The 15,268-nt window shown below is 72.7% G+C and carries 13 protein-coding genes; 8 read left to right on the top strand and 5 right to left on the bottom strand.

Features of this window, described 5'->3' with window-relative positions:
- Positions 1-168: 168 nt before the first annotated feature.
- Together H295_RS0101245 and H295_RS0101240 are read left to right on the top strand one after the other, a co-directional pair.
- Positions 169-1,554 (top strand): DNA-3-methyladenine glycosylase 2 family protein, encoded by a 1,386-nt coding sequence (locus H295_RS0101245; protein ID WP_020133526.1) that lies wholly within the window; start codon positions 169-171, stop codon positions 1,552-1,554.
- Positions 1,551-2,033 carry a methylated-DNA--[protein]-cysteine S-methyltransferase gene (locus H295_RS0101240; RefSeq protein WP_020133525.1) on the top strand — a complete coding sequence of 161 codons (483 nt, stop codon included), beginning with the start codon at positions 1,551-1,553 and terminating at the stop codon, positions 2,031-2,033. Before H295_RS0101245 ends, H295_RS0101240 begins: the two co-directional genes overlap by 4 nt.
- Here the strand turns inward: H295_RS0101240 and H295_RS0101235 are convergent.
- Together H295_RS0101235 and H295_RS0101230 are read right to left on the bottom strand one after the other, a co-directional pair.
- Positions 2,030-2,401: a PPOX class F420-dependent oxidoreductase gene (locus tag H295_RS0101235; protein WP_020133524.1), complete on the bottom strand. Its 372-nt coding sequence runs from the start codon at positions 2,399-2,401 to the stop codon at positions 2,030-2,032. The two genes, H295_RS0101240 and H295_RS0101235, sit on opposite strands and share 4 nt — an antisense overlap.
- A gap of 67 nt (positions 2,402-2,468) precedes the next feature.
- Positions 2,469-2,951 (bottom strand): DUF456 domain-containing protein, encoded by a 483-nt coding sequence (locus tag H295_RS0101230; RefSeq protein ID WP_028808935.1) that lies wholly within the window; start codon positions 2,949-2,951, stop codon positions 2,469-2,471.
- A 2,054-nt stretch (positions 2,952-5,005) separates the two neighbouring features.
- Between H295_RS0101230 and H295_RS0101225 the strand changes: the two genes are divergently transcribed.
- Entirely contained in the window at positions 5,006-5,992 is a 987-nt protein-coding gene (locus tag H295_RS0101225; protein WP_051135482.1) for a protein phosphatase 2C domain-containing protein, read from the top strand.
- Positions 5,993-6,049: 57 nt separating this feature from the next.
- Entirely contained in the window at positions 6,050-7,792 is a 1,743-nt protein-coding gene (locus H295_RS0101220) for a pyruvate dehydrogenase (RefSeq protein WP_020133521.1), read from the top strand.
- A gap of 9 nt (positions 7,793-7,801) precedes the next feature.
- On the opposite strand, the gene H295_RS0101215 is transcribed toward H295_RS0101220, so the two are convergent.
- Positions 7,802-9,277, bottom strand: coding sequence for a helix-turn-helix domain-containing protein (locus tag H295_RS0101215; RefSeq protein WP_020133520.1), 1,476 nt, complete (start codon positions 9,275-9,277; stop codon positions 7,802-7,804).
- A gap of 219 nt (positions 9,278-9,496) precedes the next feature.
- Here H295_RS0101215 and H295_RS0101210 point away from each other — a divergent pair, with 219 nt between their 5' ends.
- From H295_RS0101210 to H295_RS0101200, 3 genes are all read left to right on the top strand, one after another.
- On the top strand, positions 9,497-10,114 hold the full coding sequence (locus H295_RS0101210; RefSeq protein WP_020133519.1) for a hypothetical protein: 618 nt from the start codon (positions 9,497-9,499) through the stop codon (positions 10,112-10,114).
- A gap of 140 nt (positions 10,115-10,254) precedes the next feature.
- Positions 10,255-10,749, top strand: a complete 495-nt coding sequence (locus H295_RS0101205) for a hypothetical protein (protein WP_020133518.1) — start codon at positions 10,255-10,257, stop codon at positions 10,747-10,749.
- Between the two features lie 704 nt (positions 10,750-11,453).
- Positions 11,454-11,876, top strand: coding sequence for an ATP-binding protein (locus H295_RS0101200; protein WP_020133517.1), 423 nt, complete (start codon positions 11,454-11,456; stop codon positions 11,874-11,876).
- Positions 11,877-11,942: 66 nt separating this feature from the next.
- On the opposite strand, the gene H295_RS0101195 is transcribed toward H295_RS0101200, so the two are convergent.
- On the bottom strand, positions 11,943-12,980 hold the full coding sequence (locus H295_RS0101195) for a DUF2637 domain-containing protein (protein ID WP_020133516.1): 1,038 nt from the start codon (positions 12,978-12,980) through the stop codon (positions 11,943-11,945).
- A 316-nt stretch (positions 12,981-13,296) separates the two neighbouring features.
- The gene (locus H295_RS0101190) at positions 13,297-14,163 is read right to left on the bottom strand and encodes a (2Fe-2S)-binding protein (protein ID WP_020133515.1); all 867 of its coding nucleotides are present in this window, start codon (positions 14,161-14,163) and stop codon (positions 13,297-13,299) included.
- A 171-nt stretch (positions 14,164-14,334) separates the two neighbouring features.
- Here H295_RS0101190 and H295_RS0101185 point away from each other — a divergent pair, with 171 nt between their 5' ends.
- Positions 14,335-15,135 carry a GntR family transcriptional regulator gene (locus H295_RS0101185; protein ID WP_020133514.1) on the top strand — a complete coding sequence of 267 codons (801 nt, stop codon included), beginning with the start codon at positions 14,335-14,337 and terminating at the stop codon, positions 15,133-15,135.
- The last annotated feature ends 133 nt before the right edge of the window (positions 15,136-15,268 follow it).

Genomic DNA, 15,268 nt, shown 5'->3' with positions numbered 1-15,268 from the left:
CGGGTAGACGTTCGGGTGCGGCTCGGTGGGGGCTGGTCGCGCAGTTCCCCGCGCCCCTGACTGGGTACGGTCCGGCCACGCCCAGTCGTCACCCACCAGCCCCCACGCACCCCCATGTCCGATTTCCGCCAGCGGCGCCCCCGCGCACGGCGGAGACTGGTCCATGTGATGGACGAAGACACCAGGTACGAAGCCGTCCGCAGCAGGGACGCCCGGTTCGACGGAGAGTTCTTCTTCGCTGTCCGGACGACCGGGATCTACTGCCGGCCCAGCTGCCCCGCGGTGACCCCGAAGCGTCACAACGTCCGCTTCTACCCGACGGCCGCCGCCGCGCAGGGCTCCGGATTCCGGGCCTGCCGGCGGTGCCGTCCGGACGCGGTCCCCGGTTCCGCCGACTGGAACGTCCGCGCCGACGTCGTGGGCCGGGCGATGCGCCTGATCGGCGACGGAGTCGTCGACCGGGAGGGCGTCGCCGGGCTCGCCGGTCGCCTCGGCTACAGCCCACGGCAGGTCCAGCGCCAGCTCACCGCCGAGCTCGGCGCGGGACCCGTCGCCCTCGCCCGCGCCCAGCGGGCCCACACCGCCCGCGTCCTGCTCCAGACCACCGCCCTGCCGGTCACCGAGATCGCGTTCGCGTCCGGCTTCGCCAGCGTGCGGCAGTTCAACGACACGGTCCGCGAGATCTACGCCGCCACGCCCACCGGCCTCAGGACGGACGCCGGCACCGCCCGCCGACCCGCCACCCCCACAGCGGGCATTCCGCTCCGGCTCGCCCACCGCGGCCCCTACCAGTCCGCCGACGTCTTCGACCTGCTGGAGAGCGAGGCCGTGCACGGCGTCGAGGAGGTGACCGGAGCACCGGGCCGGCGCACCTACCGCCGCACCCTCCGCCTCCCGCACGGCACCGGGATCGTCGCCGTCCTCGAACGGCCCGGCTCGGTCAGGGCCCCCTCCGGCGCCCACCCCGGCGGCTGGCTCGACGCCCACCTGCACCTGACCGACCCGCGCGACCTGACCGCCGCCGTCGGACGGCTGCGGCGCCTGTTCGACCTGGACGCCGACCCCTACGCCGTCGACGGGCGCCTGGCCGGGGACTCGCGGCTCGCCCCGCTGGTCGCCGCCCGCCCCGGACTCCGCTCGCCCGGCGCCGCCGACCCCGAGGAGCTCGCGGTACGGGCACTGGTGGGCCGTACCGCATCCGAACGGCTCGTCCAGCGTCACGGCAAGACCCTGGACGCCCCCTGCGGCGGCCTCACCCACCTCTTCCCCGAGCCCGCCGCCCTCACGGAGGCGACCGGACCGCTGGGCGCGCTCGCGACCGCCCTGGCCGACGGCGTCGTACGGCTGGACCCGGGCGCCGACCGCGACAAGGCGCAGCACGCGCTGCTCGCCCTGCCCGGCCTGGACGCCCGTACCGTTGCCCTCATCCGCACCCGCGCACTCGGCGACCCCGATGTCGCCCCACCCGGCCTCGACACCCCTGACAGCTGGCGCCCCTGGCGCTCCTACGCCTGGCAACACCTGCGCACAGCAGGAGAGTTGGAGACATCATGACCACCCGCTGGACCCGCCTGGACAGCCCTGTCGGCGAACTGCTCCTCACCGCCGACGAGACCGGCGCGCTGACCTCGCTCTCCGTACCCGGGCAGAAGAACGGCCGTACCGTCCAGGAGGGTTGGCGGCACGAGCCCGGCCTCTTCCGGGCGGCCGGGGAGCAGCTCGACGCCTACTTCGCCGGTGAACTCAAGGAGTTCCAGCTGGATGTGCGCGCTGAGGGCACCGAGTTCCGCACCCGGGTCTGGGACGCCCTCGACGACGTCCCGTACGGCGCGACCACGACGTACGGCGAGATCGCCGCCCGCATCGGCGCCTCCCGGATCGCCGTACGGGCCGTCGGCGGCGCGATCGGCGCCAACCCGCTGCTGATCCTCCGCCCCTGCCACCGCGTGATCGGCGCGAACGGTTCCCTGACCGGATACGCGGGCGGCCTCGAACGCAAGACGACCCTGCTCACCCTGGAAGGGGCGCTCTAGTCCTCCTCGAGTCCCCAGCTGTGGATGCGGCGCGGATGGATGCGGATCACTTCCTCACTGAAATGCGGGCCCAACTCATGCGGCCCGGTGAGGAGTTCCGCCTCCCCGCGGATGTCGATGCCGCGTACCGTCCACGGCTTCAGGCTCACGATGTCGTCGACGACCAGCGCGACCTTCGGGTTCCTCCGGAGGTTGCGCCACTTCTTGGTGCGGCCCATCGCGTGGCCGCCGATCAGGATGGTGCCGTCGTCCTGCGGGAAGAAACCGACCGGGTTCGCCTGCGGCTGCCCGTGCTGATCGACGGTGGCCAGGCGACCCAGCCGCTGTGACGTCAGGTACGCGCGCTCGGCCTCGCTGAATGCGGTCATGACAGACACCCAAACACGCGCGAGGGGACCGCACATCGGAATCCGGTCCTGGGACCGCGGTGCTTTGTCAGCCCCACAGCACCGTCCCCAGCCATGCGCCCATGACGAGCAGGCAGGTGAACAGCTCCGCCAGCACGCTGGAGCCGCCCGAGCGCATCGCCTGTCGCAGCGCGGCCCGCGCCTCGCCGTGCCGGCCGAGGCGGAGGCGTTCGCAGACGTAGACGCCCGCCATGAAGCCCGGGATCGCGCCGAGCACGGGGACCAGGAAGAACCCGAGGAACGCGCCCAGCCCGGCGTACACCGCCATCCTCGGGGTGGCGCCGCTCTCCCGCAGCCGGCGCGGTGGCAGCGCCCAGCGGACCACCTGGGACAGGAACAGGGCGACGGTCGCCGACACGAGCACGAACCAGGCGACCGGCTGGGGATCCTTCAGCGCCCACCACAGGACCGCGGCCCACACCAGCCACGACCCCGGCACTCCGGGCACCAGGACGCCGACCAGGCCGAACAGCATGACCAGGCCGACCAGCAGGAGTTCCCACACTCCCATTCGTCCAGGGTGCAGGAGGGGGCGGGGATGCGCAGGTCAGCGAGTTCGGTGCCGGGGCGGACACCTTTCGCCACACCTGTTCGACGGTTCACTCGACACGCCGTTCGAGGCACTCGGTCGTGCGCCATTTTTGCGGATGCCCCGTTTCCATACGGCTCCCGCGGTGGACAATTGGGGGCATGAGCCAGCAGGGGGGTAGGCCCACGGGTCACGAGGACGACTGGTGGGGGCAGCTGTACGACTCCACGGACGACACGGGCCCCGCACCGGCCCCGGACACCCTGGACGACCGCTTCGCTTCGGCGGCGGGGGCGGTGGAGGACGGTGGCGGGGGTCCCGTCGGGGGTCCCGTCGGGCCGAGCGCCCGGTCTGTCGCCGGGGTGCCGGGGCCGCGCTTTCCCGAGCCTGACTTCTCGGAGCCAGGCTTCTCGGAGTCCGGCTTTTCCGAGTCCGGCTTCTCGGAGTCCGACTTGTCCGAGCGCCGCTTCTCCGAGTCCGGCTGCTCGGAGTCGGCGGGCGTGCCGGCCCCCGACTCCCCGCAGTCGGCGCCCGAGACGGCTCAGGGCCCCGTGGTCTTCCCACCCGGTCCCAAGCCTCCCGGCTTCGACGAACGCGGCCCGTCGGACCTCCCGCCGTCGCCTTCCGGCGGCCGTACGTCCACGGAGACACCCCCCGTCACGAACGTACCGGCGTCCCGCAGGCCCCCCGACGCCCCGAGGCCACCCACCGCGGCACCCCCACCCCCCACCGCCCCGCCACGCCCCGCGACACCGCCCAGGCCACCGGAGAACGGCGACTGGGACGCGCGGGGGGACGGGGGAGCGGTGAGGGACAGCGTTCGGGACGGGGGCGCTGCGAGGGCCAACGGTCGGGACGACACCGCGCAAGGGGGCGTCGGCCGGGTGCCTGGAGACGGGGGCGGCGACTCCGGCTCGGGTGGCGGCCTCGGACGTCCGAGTACGCGGAACGCCGGCGCGGGCGACTCCGCGCCAGGCGACGACCGGCCCGGCCCGCACCACCCCGGTGCCTTCGGCGACGCCGAACCGAACGCCGGCGCGGACTCGCGCGCGGGTGGCCCCGGCCAAGGCTCGCGCTCGGTCGTCCCCGGCGCGGACCCGCGCACGGGCGGCCCTGGCCTGGATTCGAGCACGGGTGGCCCCGGTCAGGGCTTGCGCACGGGCGGCCCCGGCGCGGACTTGCGTACGGCCGACTCCGGCCCGCCCCCACGCACGGGTGACCCTGGCCTGGACTCCCGCGCGGGTGGCCCCGGTCAGGGCTTGCGCACGGGCGGCCCCGGCGCGGACTTGCCTGCGGGCGATTCCAGCCCGGACCCGCGCACGGGCGGCCCCGGCCTGGACTCGCGCGCGGGTGGCCCCGGTCAGGGCTTGCGCACGGGCGGCCCCGGCCTGGACTTGCGCGCGGGTGGCCCCGGTCAGGGCTTGCGCACGGGCGGCCCCGGCCTGCACCCGCGCCCGGGCGGCCCCAGCCCTGACTCACACCCGGGCGGCCCCGGCCCGGACCCGCACCCAGGCGGCCCCAACCAGGGCTCGGTCCCCGCGGGCGACTCCGGGGACGTGTCCGCCCCGATCGGTCCTCGTGGCCCCGGGACCCCCGCAGTCCGCCGTGACGAGTCCACCCGCCGAGCCGAAGGGGACTGGTGGGCCACCCCGGCCCCCGGCCCCGGCGCTCCGGAGCCCCCTGCGGCCACCGCCCCCACCGGCCCCGGCTCCACCCAGCCCAACCCGACGCCTGAGCCCCCCGACCAGGACCGCGACGCGACCTCCGGCGCGGACGGCCGCGAAGTGGCCCACGGCCCGGGCGGCAGCGAAGTGCCCCACGGCCCGGGCGCCTCCCCACAACGCGGTGAGACCACAGCCGACCGCAACCCCGAGCCCGGTCTCCATCCCGCGCCGGCCCCCACCTCAGCGCCCGGCCCCACCCCTGACCGCCCGGCAGCCGGTATCCACCCCACCCCGGCCCCCGACCACCCTCCGGCCGACGCCACCGCCCCACCACCCGAACCCGCCCCCCATCCCCTCCGCACAGCCACCCGAGTGGATCTCCCCACGCTCCCTCCCGCCCCCGTCGGATTCGTGGGGTCCGGGCCGCCCACCTACGACGCCGAGCCCACCGCGCTCCCGCCCGCCGACCCCGACGAGCTCGACGACCTCGTGGCGGACACCGTGCTGGACGGGGCCAGGTACGGGGCCTGCACGCTGCGGGCGGTGTCCGTGCGGGGGGACTCCGCGAGGTTCCGGGGGGAGCCGAGGAGGGACTCCCTGCTCACCGCCCGTTTCGGCACCGGCGACCAGGCGCTGGTGCTCGTCGCCATGGCCACCGGCGCCCGCGCCACCCCCGGCGCCCACCGGGCCGCCGCCGAGGCCTGTCAGTGGATCGCACGGGCCGTGGGCCGCAGCCACGCCCGCCTCGCGCAGGACATCGGCGCCGCCCGCCGCGGCGACCTGAAGTCCGGACTGCACCGCCTCACCGACCGGAGTCTCGGCAGACTCCGGGCCAGCGCCGCCGAACAGGGCATCGACCCCGAGGAGTACGCGGCCACCCTGCGCTGTCTGCTGCTGCCCGCCGACCCCGACTGCCGCGTCCGCGTGTTCTTCGGCGTGGGCGACGGCGGTCTCTTCCGGCTGCGCGACGGCGAGTGGCACGACATCGAACCCCTGGTCACCGACGCCAGCGGTGAACCCGTCGTCGGTTTCGGCTCGCTGCCCTCCGAGACCCCCGACGGCGACCGCCTCACCATGGACCTCGGCATCCCCACACCCCCGAGCCCCTACGAACCCGCCCCGGAACCGCCCCGCGCACCCTTCCGCTTCCGTGCCTCCGTTGCCCGCCCGGGTGACACCCTCCTGATGTGCACCGGCGGCCTCGCCGAACCCCTGCGCGGCGAACCCGAACTGTGCGAGTACCTCACGGGGCGGTGGTCAGGACCCCCGCCGGGACTCGCCACGTTCCTCGCCGACAGCCAGGTAAGAGTCAAGGGATATGCCGACGACCGGACGGCCGCCGCGGTTTGGGAGGCGTGATCGCGGCCATTGTGGATTGATGGACCCAAGGAAGACCGAAGAGGGGTGCAGGGATCCATGGCCAAACAGAACATCGCCGAGCAGTTCGTGGACATCCTCGTCAAAGCCGGAGTGAAGCGTCTCTACGGCGTCGTCGGCGACAGCCTCAACCCGGTCGTGGACGCCGTCAGGCGCAACGCCGCCATCGACTGGGTGCACGTACGGCACGAGGAGACCGCCGCCTTCGCCGCCGGCGCCGAGGCCCAGATCACCGGCAAGCTCGCCGCCTGCGCCGGCTCCTGCGGGCCCGGCAACCTGCACCTCATCAACGGCCTCTACGACGCCCACCGCTCCATGGCCCCGGTCCTCGCCCTCGCCTCGCACATCCCCTCCAGCGAGATCGGCCTCGGCTACTTCCAGGAGACACACCCCGACCAGCTGTTCCGCGAGTGCAGCCACTACAGCGAGCTGATCTCCAGCCCGAAGCAGATGCCGAGGCTGCTCCAGACCGCCATCCAGAACGCCGTCGGCCGCTCCGGCGTCAGCGTCGTCTCCCTGCCCGGCGACATCGCCGACCAGCCCGCCCCCGAGCAGGCCGCCGAGACCGCCCTCGTGACCTCACGGCCCTCGGTCCGCCCGGGCGACGCCGAGATCGACAAGCTCGTCGAGATGATCGACAAGGCCCAGAAGGTCACCCTCTTCTGCGGCAGCGGCACCGCGGGCGCGCACGCCGAGGTCATGGAGTTCGCGGAGAAGGTCAAGTCCCCCGTGGGGCACGCCCTCAGGGGCAAGGAGTGGATCCAGTACGACAACCCCTTCGACGTCGGCATGAGCGGACTGCTCGGCTACGGCGCCGCCTACGAGGCCACCCACGAGTGCGACCTGCTGATCCTGCTCGGCACCGACTTCCCGTACAACGCCTTCCTCCCCGACGACGTCCAGATCGCCCAGGTCGACGTACGGCCCGAACACCTCGGCCGCCGCTCCAAGCTGGACCTGGCCGTCTGGGGCGACGTGAAGGAGACCCTGCGGTGTCTGACGCCCCGGGTCAAGGAGAAGACGAACCGCCGCTTCCTCGACAAGATGCTCAAGAAGCACGCCGACGCGCTCGAAGGGGTCGTCAAGGCGTACACCCGCAAGGTCGAGAAGCACGTCCCGATCCACCCCGAGTACGTGGCCTCCGTACTGGACGAACTCGCCGCCGACGACGCCGTGTTCACCGTCGACACCGGTATGTGCAATGTCTGGGCCGCCCGTTACATCTCGCCCAACGGCCGCCGCCGGGTGATCGGTTCGTTCTCGCACGGGTCGATGGCGAACGCGCTGCCGATGGCGATCGGAGCCCAGTTCACCGACCGCAAGCGGCAGGTCGTGTCGATGTCAGGCGACGGCGGATTCTCCATGCTGATGGGCGACTTCCTGACCCTCGTGCAGTACGACCTCCCCGTGAAGGTCGTGCTGTTCAACAACTCCTCGCTCGGCATGGTCGAGTTGGAGATGCTGGTCGCGGGACTGCCCTCCTACGGCACCGCCAACAAGAACCCCGACTTCGCCGCCGTGGCCCGCGCCTGCGGTGCCTACGGCGAGCGCGTCGAGAAGCCGAAGGATCTCGCCGGGGCGCTCAAGGCGGCCTTCAAGCACAAGGGTCCGGCCCTGGTCGACATCGTCACCGACCCCAACGCGCTGTCCATCCCGCCGAAGATCAGCGCCGAGATGGTCACCGGATTCGCCCTGTCCGCCTCGAAGATCGTCCTCGACGGCGGAGTCGGCCGCATGCTCCAGATGGCCCGCTCCAACCTCCGGAACGTGCCTCGGCCTTAGGGCCTGTCCTCAGCCGGTGTACTCCACCCAGGCCCGCTGGCCGGCCGCGTCCGTGCCGTACCAGTAGCGGGGCAGGCCCTTGATGCTCGTCGTGCGGAACGGCTTGCCGTGGTCGTCGATCCGGACCGTGCCGGTGCGGCCCTGGGAGGACCAGTCCAGTTCGAGGTACCAGGTGCAGTCGCAGGTGACCGTCTCCGCGGTCACCAGCAGGATCTCCGGGTCCGTCGAGGAGACCCGGTAGGGCAGCTTGACGGCCGGGATGACGTTCTCGCCGTCGTTGCCGGGCTTCGACCGGGCGATCGGGCGGTCCTTGTCGAGATCGACCGAGAACTCACGCGGGGTGAGGGCGCCGCCGCAGCCCTGCTCCATGGCGTACGAGGTGCCCTGGACCGGCGCCCCGCGCGAGGCCACCCGGACCCGGAGGTCCTCCAGGACGACCGCCGTGGAGCTGCGGCCCTGCACCGAGATCCGCACCATGGTCTGACGGCCGTGGATCGCGCCCTGCGTCGCCGCCCACTGCGCCGCGTCCTGCGAGACCGGGGGCGGCGGGACCTGGGCCGGCGGCTTGGTGATGACGTAGTCGTGGCCGCAGCCCGCGAACCAGACGTGGGAGTCGGCGGTCCAGGTGAGCGGCGTACCGGTGAAGCCGCCCTGTGTCCCGGCCTTGCCGGTGCCCTGCGAGGCCGAGCCCCCGCCCGGCGCCGACGCGGACGGGCTCCCGCCGTCGCCCTTGGGCGTCGGGGAGCCGGAGCCGGCGGACCGACTCGGCGAGGCGGACGGGGAGCGGTCCGGCGTGCTCGACGCCGACGTGCGGGACGAGGGGGCCGGCGCCTCGGCGACCGTGTCCGACCCGGAACGCCCCGAGGGCAATGCGGACAGACTGCCCAGCGTCGCCAGCAGCGCCACCGCGGCGGCCGCGGCGACGGCGATCCGCCGACGGCGGTACCAGGGGCGGGGCGGGGGAGCGGCGGGACCGGGGCCTGAGAGCAGTCCGTCGTCCCCTTCCTGGTCCCCGCCACCGTCGGCGTCGCTGGTCTCGTCGCCGGCGGCCGAGTCACCGACAGCCACGTCCGCAGCCGTGCCGCCGGGTGTTTCCGTCGCCGTACCGTCGTTCGTCTCCGCCGCCGCGTCGGCGGGATCGTCCCCACCGGGGGGCGGCGCCGCGGCTTCCTCCGTCGCCCGGGGCCGCTGCCTCGCCGCCACCGCCGACAGCCAGAGCCGGTGCAGATCCATCCGTTCCTCGGCCGAGGCCCCGCACAGCGCGGCGAATCGTTCCACCGGAGCGAAGTCGAGCGGCACCGCGTCGCCGGCGCAGTAGCGGTGCAGGGTCGAGGTGTTCATGTTCAGGCGCCGGGCCAGCGAGCCGTAACTGCGGTCCGTGCGTTCCTTCAGGTGCCGCAGCAGTGCCGCGAACTCCTGGACCTCGTCCTGCGGTACGGGTGCGGACAACGATTCCCCCCTGATCCGGTATCCCAGGCCCACCATATACCTGCACGTCAGAAGGGGTGGGATGGTTCCACCACTCCGAAAGGGCCGTCAGCCGTTGCGCTGACCTCCTGTGACAGCCGATGCTTCTGGTGTCGCACCGACCAGGGCCGGACCGACCACCGGCGGCGGGCGTCATTCCACGCTCATGCATTCATCACTCATGCATGCAGTCACGCAAGCATTCATGCACTCATGCACTCATCACGGGGGACATCCATGTTCATGCGCACTCGAGTCGGCGCGCTCTCCGCTCTCGCCCTCACCGGTCTCGCCCTCGGCGCGACGCTCGCCACTCCGGCGCAGGCGGCGCCCAAGGCGCCGGGTTTCCTCGCGGCCGCCGACCTCCCGCCGCACCCGGGTTCCGACTGGACGGCCGGGAAGATCACCGGCGGGGTGGGCGAGGCAGGGCTCGGCGTCTGCGCCGAGGCCGGCGTCCCGGCCCGTTCCTCCGCGTGGAACCGCGAGTTCCGCACCGAGCTGGAGACCGGGGCCCGACAGGTCACCGTCGTTCTGCGCGACACCGCGTCGGCGAAGAGCCTCGTCTCCAAGCTGAACCGGGACTTCAAGAACTGCGCGAGCAGGATCGAGCAGGCCGACCCGGAGACCAGCGCGACCGGCAAGGACTTCGGGAAGCTGTCCGTCGAGGAGGGCGCCCATGTCTACGGGCTCGCGACCGAGACCTCCTGGGGCGCCCTCGACGTCCACCTCATGTCGGTCGGCCGGGACGGGCGCACCGTGACCGTCGTCAACTGGGGCGAGATGGGCCGCCTCGGCGACGCCCCGGTGAAGGCCTTCAAGAAGACCACCGTCACCGCGGTCAACAAGCTCCACTGACCGGCGGGGCCGCCCTCCCGCACGGGGGTCGGGCGGGCGGCCCCGCTCCGGACCACAGCACGGCAGCACACAACACGGCAGCGCACAGCACAGCAGCACACGGCACAGCAGCGCACCGCACCTGAAAACGGGGATCAGACATGAACAGCAGCAAGACGACCCGCCGCACCGCCCTGGCCGTCGGCCTCGCCCTGGCCCTCGGCCTCGGCGCCACCGCCCAGGCCTCCGCGAAGGCTCCGCGCAGCGTCGGCGGGAAGCCCTCCGACAACCTCACCCGCATCGCCGACTTCTACGGCACCTACATCGACGCGGTGACCGACGAGGGCAGCGGCGACCTCCGGGACGCGCTCCGCGCCCACTACCTCACGCCCGCCTTCCAGAAGGAACTGAACGCCTGGGAGGAGAGGGAGCACGCCGACGGTGTCCTGCGCGCCCAGAACGTCCCGCTCGCCTGGAAGGTCACCGAGAGCGGAACCGCCAAGCACACGGAGGCCGTCGTCACCCTCACCTGGAGCGCCGGCCAGACCAGCACCCTCGTCGTCGACATGACCCGCGACACTCACAAGATCTTCCACATCGGCACCAAGGGCGTCGGCACCAAGGGCGTCGCAGGCAAGAGCAGCGGAGGCAAGTGACGGCAGTATCCGGCCAGTTTCCCGCCTGCCCCGGCTCTTCGCCGGCTACGGCGGGAACGGCAGCCGGGCGTAGGTGAATCGGCCCATGCGGTGTGGTCCCGGTGTCCCGGGCTCGCGTGGGCCGATTGCCGTGTGGCAGCGCGGGACCGGCCGCCGACGCCGGTCCGGATGAACCGGCGCACCCCCGCTCGCCGTCACGGGGGCATCCGAGGTGCCGTACGACAGTCACCCGCCCGTGAGTGCCGAGGGCGCACCCGCTGTCCGGGGCCGCACCGGCGACCCGCGCGTCCCCCGGCAGGCGTGCGACGCGCCTCAACCACCGCTCCGAGCAGGGGCTTTGCGAGCCGGAGGGCCGGTGTGCCGGCATCGGCCGGCCGGGCACATGCCGTGCGGCGGGTCCGGCGGCACGGACGGCGAGCGCCCCGGCGCGGCGTGGCCGGGACCCGTCCTCGTGCACGGCGGTCCGAAAGTCGTGGTCCGGGAATCCGCAGCTCCGCGGGCGAGACCGGGGCCGTCCCGGCAACTGTGGCCGAACACCTGGTCGTTGACGATTCGACATGACTGCCGCCTGAACTACGGGGCATGGATCCCCGTGAACGTGTTCGAGCAGGAGGGAAACCGACATCGGCACGCGGGCGGGGGTCATGAAGAGGCAGGCACGAGGAGGCGGTCCCACGGCAGGAGGGGCCTTCTCGGCACAGACCATGGAGGAGACGACCGACGGCACCCTGGAGCGGGCGCGGTCGCCACAGCTCCGGCGGAGACTGGAGCGGGCGGACCTGGGGGCCGTACCGGAGACTCGCAGGGCGCTGCGCGAGCTGTTACGGCAGTGGGGCAGGCCCGGACGATCGGAGATAGCGGAACTGCTCACCAGCGAACTGGTCACCAACGCACTCGTCCACACCGATCGCGACGCGGTCGTCACGGCCACCGTGGGACCGCAGGCTCTGCGGGTGGAGGTACGGGACTTCGTCGCCCACCGGCCCAGGGTGCGGATACCCGAAGCCGGCGAGAGTACGCACGGCCGGGGCCTGGTCCTGGTGCAGTCCCTCGCGGACGCCTGGGGCGTACGGGCCCACGGGGTGGGAAAGTCCGTCTGGTTCGAACTGGACGCCGAAGCGGCGTGAAAGACGGCAACGGGAAGGGGGCGTGACCGCGTCGGTCACGCCCCCTTCCCATGGTGCCCCGGCTCCCTAGCCGAACTGCTGCTCAAGATCCTTGAGTTTGCGCTCCAGCGAGTCGAGACGCGGCAGAGCCATTGTGTCGTCCTCCGCGGTGAGGTCGACGGAGGAGTCAGCCCCATGGCGAACGGGCTGGAGCGAAGGACGCTGCCGTACGGGCAGCGGCTGGGGCTCCGGCGTCGATATGGCAGGCTCCGCGGATGCGCGCTCCAGAGCCGCGGCCTGCGGCGCCTGCTCCAACTGCCGTCCCCGGCCGACGAATCCACGGTGGCCGCGGCTGATGGCCTTCAGCTGCGCACGCTCGACGCGCTGCTGCTCCCGGCGCCGTATGCGGGCGGTTTCCTTCTGGCGCTGGTCCTCGCGGACCTCGTCGACCGCCTCGTCGAGGCTGCGGACGTTCTCCAGCAGCATCAGCGACCAGGCCTTGTACGTCTCACGGGGCGCCCTCAGCCAGCGCACCACGCGGATCTGCGGCAGCGGCCGCGGCACCAGACCCTGCTCACGGAGCGCGGCCCGGCGGGTCTGCTTCAGCGCGCGGTCGAACAGTACGGCCGCAGAGAGGGACATGCCGGAGAAGAACTGGGGGGCGCCGTCGTGGCCGAAGCCCCGCGGGGCGTGCACCCAGTTGAACCAGGCCGCCGCGCCGGCGAACGTCCACACCAGTATCCGGGAGCCGAGGGCCGCGTCACCGTGGCTGGCCTCGCGCACCGCGAGCACGGAGCAGAACATCGCCGCGCCGTCGAGCCCGAACGGCACCAGGTACTGCCAGCCGCCGGAGAGGCTCAGGTTCTCCTCACCGAAGCCGACCAGGCCGCGGAAGGAAAGGGCGGCGGCGACCGCCGCACAGCAGAAGAGGAGAACATAGGAGGCGGTGCCGTATATGGCTTCCTTGCGCCTGCGGCGCTCCTCGCTGCGCTCCCAGGAGTCGTCTTTCGCGTGCTCCCCGCCGGACCGCTTGCTCCGCGCGAGCACCGCCACCGCCGCCAGCATGCCCAGGAGTAGTACGGCGCCCGGAAGCAGCCAGTTCAGCGATATGTCGGTCAGTCTCATCTGGGGGTCCCTTGCATTGGGATAGGGCGTAACGCCCGCCATAGTGGCCCACTCCCACCGGCCCTCAGGGGGTTTCGGGGCAAGTGGCCGCCAAGGAAGTGCAAGGGAGTTGCCCAGGGCAGCGTTTTGCTCGAACTGCCGCTTGAGGGGCGGGAGTTGAGTTCGAATAAGACTACCCGTACGGGTGGTTCTCCGGAAAGTTCCTGCGCCAAGTGAGGAAGTTGTGAAGTGCCTGTAACCGAACGGGCGTCTCAGTCGGCGTTGATCTTACGGGACCCGTCGGAGGGGTGTGCGCGGGGGGTCCCCTGACCGCGGCTCAACTCGCGGCGGCCGCGGTGAGCTTGGCGATCCGGTCCGTGTCGCAGGTGCGCGGGCAGGTCGCGCAGGTGTCGTCCGGGGCCAGTGTGTAGTACATGCAGCAGCTCACCCGGTCCCGGGTGGGCAGGGTCGCACCGTCCGGGGCGGCGAGCGTCCGGAAGGCGGGGGAGCCGACGTACGGCTTGGTGGTGCCGGGAAGGAGCCGGTCGAGTTCCCGCTCGGCCCGGCGCTTCTCGTGCTCGCCGAGGAGTCCGGCGACGTACCAGATCCCCTCGACGATCTCGTCCGTCACCATGCCCCACAGGGCCCGGCCGCGGCGGCGCATGCGGGGGCCGAAGGCGGTGAGCAGCGGTTCCATGTGCTCGGCGATCGCGTCCCGCAGTTCGGCGCGCAAGGACTCCTCGTCGGGGACCGGGCGCGCGCCCGGGAGCGCCGCCGCGGGGTCGTCCGGGAGGCAGGCGAACGTGCTCGGGTGCACCGCGAGGGCCATCGGGCCCCGGGTGCGGTCGTAGGAGACGTGGGTCACGGGGTAGCGGGGGACCCTGCGGTGGAGGAACCAGGGGGCGGTGAAGAGGAGGCAGGCCGGCCAGGCGTAGCGGTGGAGGCCGAAGCCGGCGATCACGTCCGGGCGGCCCTGTCGGCGGTTGTCCCTAAGGACCTGCTGGTGATCCCAGGCGAGGAACGCGTCCAGGGCGGTGGGGTTCCCCGCGAGGTCCGCGGCGGTGACCCAGCCGTCGGTGCTGGGGAGGGGGGTGTGCGGGGGGAGTTCGGTGACGGTCAGGGTGGGCAGGGCCGTGGTCAGCCGGGCGTAGGCGGGGGTCGCCGGGGTCACGGTGGACAGGGGGTTGGGTGGTGGTGTGGGCATGTGGGGCCACCGGTTCGCGGTCGGTCTGGGGGCGGGCCTGCTTCAAAGGTAAGGCTTACCTTAGCAAGGCTTTCGGGATTTGAACTGAGGCGTTCTGCGCCTAAGGTGCTTGACGGGTGAGTAACAACCCGTCGTAATGACCCCAAGTGCTGACACGTCCGAGGAGGGCCCGTGAAGGGTGTGGGGCGGGACGTGGACCGGGCCGTGCGGGAGGCCGTGGCCGACGTCCGGGTGCCGCCGCAGGCGCGGGCGTCCGAGATGCGGGGTGCGCCCGCGCAGGGTGAGCACGCGCCGGGTGAGCATGCGCGCGGTGAGCACACGCACAGCGAGGTGCCGATTCCGCGGCCGGTCGTGCAGCGGGCTTCCGTGCGGGGGCAGATCCTGGACGCTCTGCGTACGGCGTTGATGGCGGGGGAGCTGCGCCCGGGGGACGTGTACTCGGCGCCCGCGCTGGGGGAACGCTTCGGGGTGTCCGCGACGCCCGTGCGCGAGGCCATGCAGCAGCTCGCGCTGGAGGGGGCCGTCGAGGTCGTTCCCAACCGGGGGTTCCGGGTGGTCGAGCGGGGGGCCCGGGAGCTGGCGGAGCTGGCCGAGGTGCGGGCGCTGATCGAGGTGCCGGTGATGGTACGGCTGGCGCGGACCGTGTCGGTGGAACGGTGGGCGGAGCTGCGGCCGCTGGCGGAGGCGACGGTGCGGGCGGCGGCGTCGGGGTGCCGGGCCGCGTACGCGGAGTCTGACCGGGCGTTTCACCGGGGGGTGCTGGGGTTGTCGGGGAACGAGCAACTGGTGCAGATCGCGGAGGACTTGCACCGGCGGTCGCAGTGGCCGTTGGTCGGCGGTGCGGCGTCGTCTCGGGGGCGGGGGGATCTGGTGGCGGATGCGGGGGAGCATGTGGCGTTGCTGGATGCGTTGATGGCTCGGGATGTGGATGTGGTGCGGGGGTTGGTGGGCGGGCATTTCGCGGGTGGGTGAGGGTCGTTGGTTGTTTGTCTGCGGCTTGGTGGGGGCGGGCGTTTTGCGCCCACGCGGCGGAGCCGCATATCGATACAGCCCCGCGCCCCTGGAGGCCTGCGGCGGCCCGCGCGGCTTCGGTGGGGGCGTGCGT

Source organism: Streptomyces sp. 351MFTsu5.1 (assembly GCF_000383655.1).
Classification (GTDB): domain Bacteria; phylum Actinomycetota; class Actinomycetes; order Streptomycetales; family Streptomycetaceae; genus Streptomyces; species Streptomyces griseorubiginosus.
This window is presented reverse-complemented; position numbering and strand designations above follow the sequence as displayed.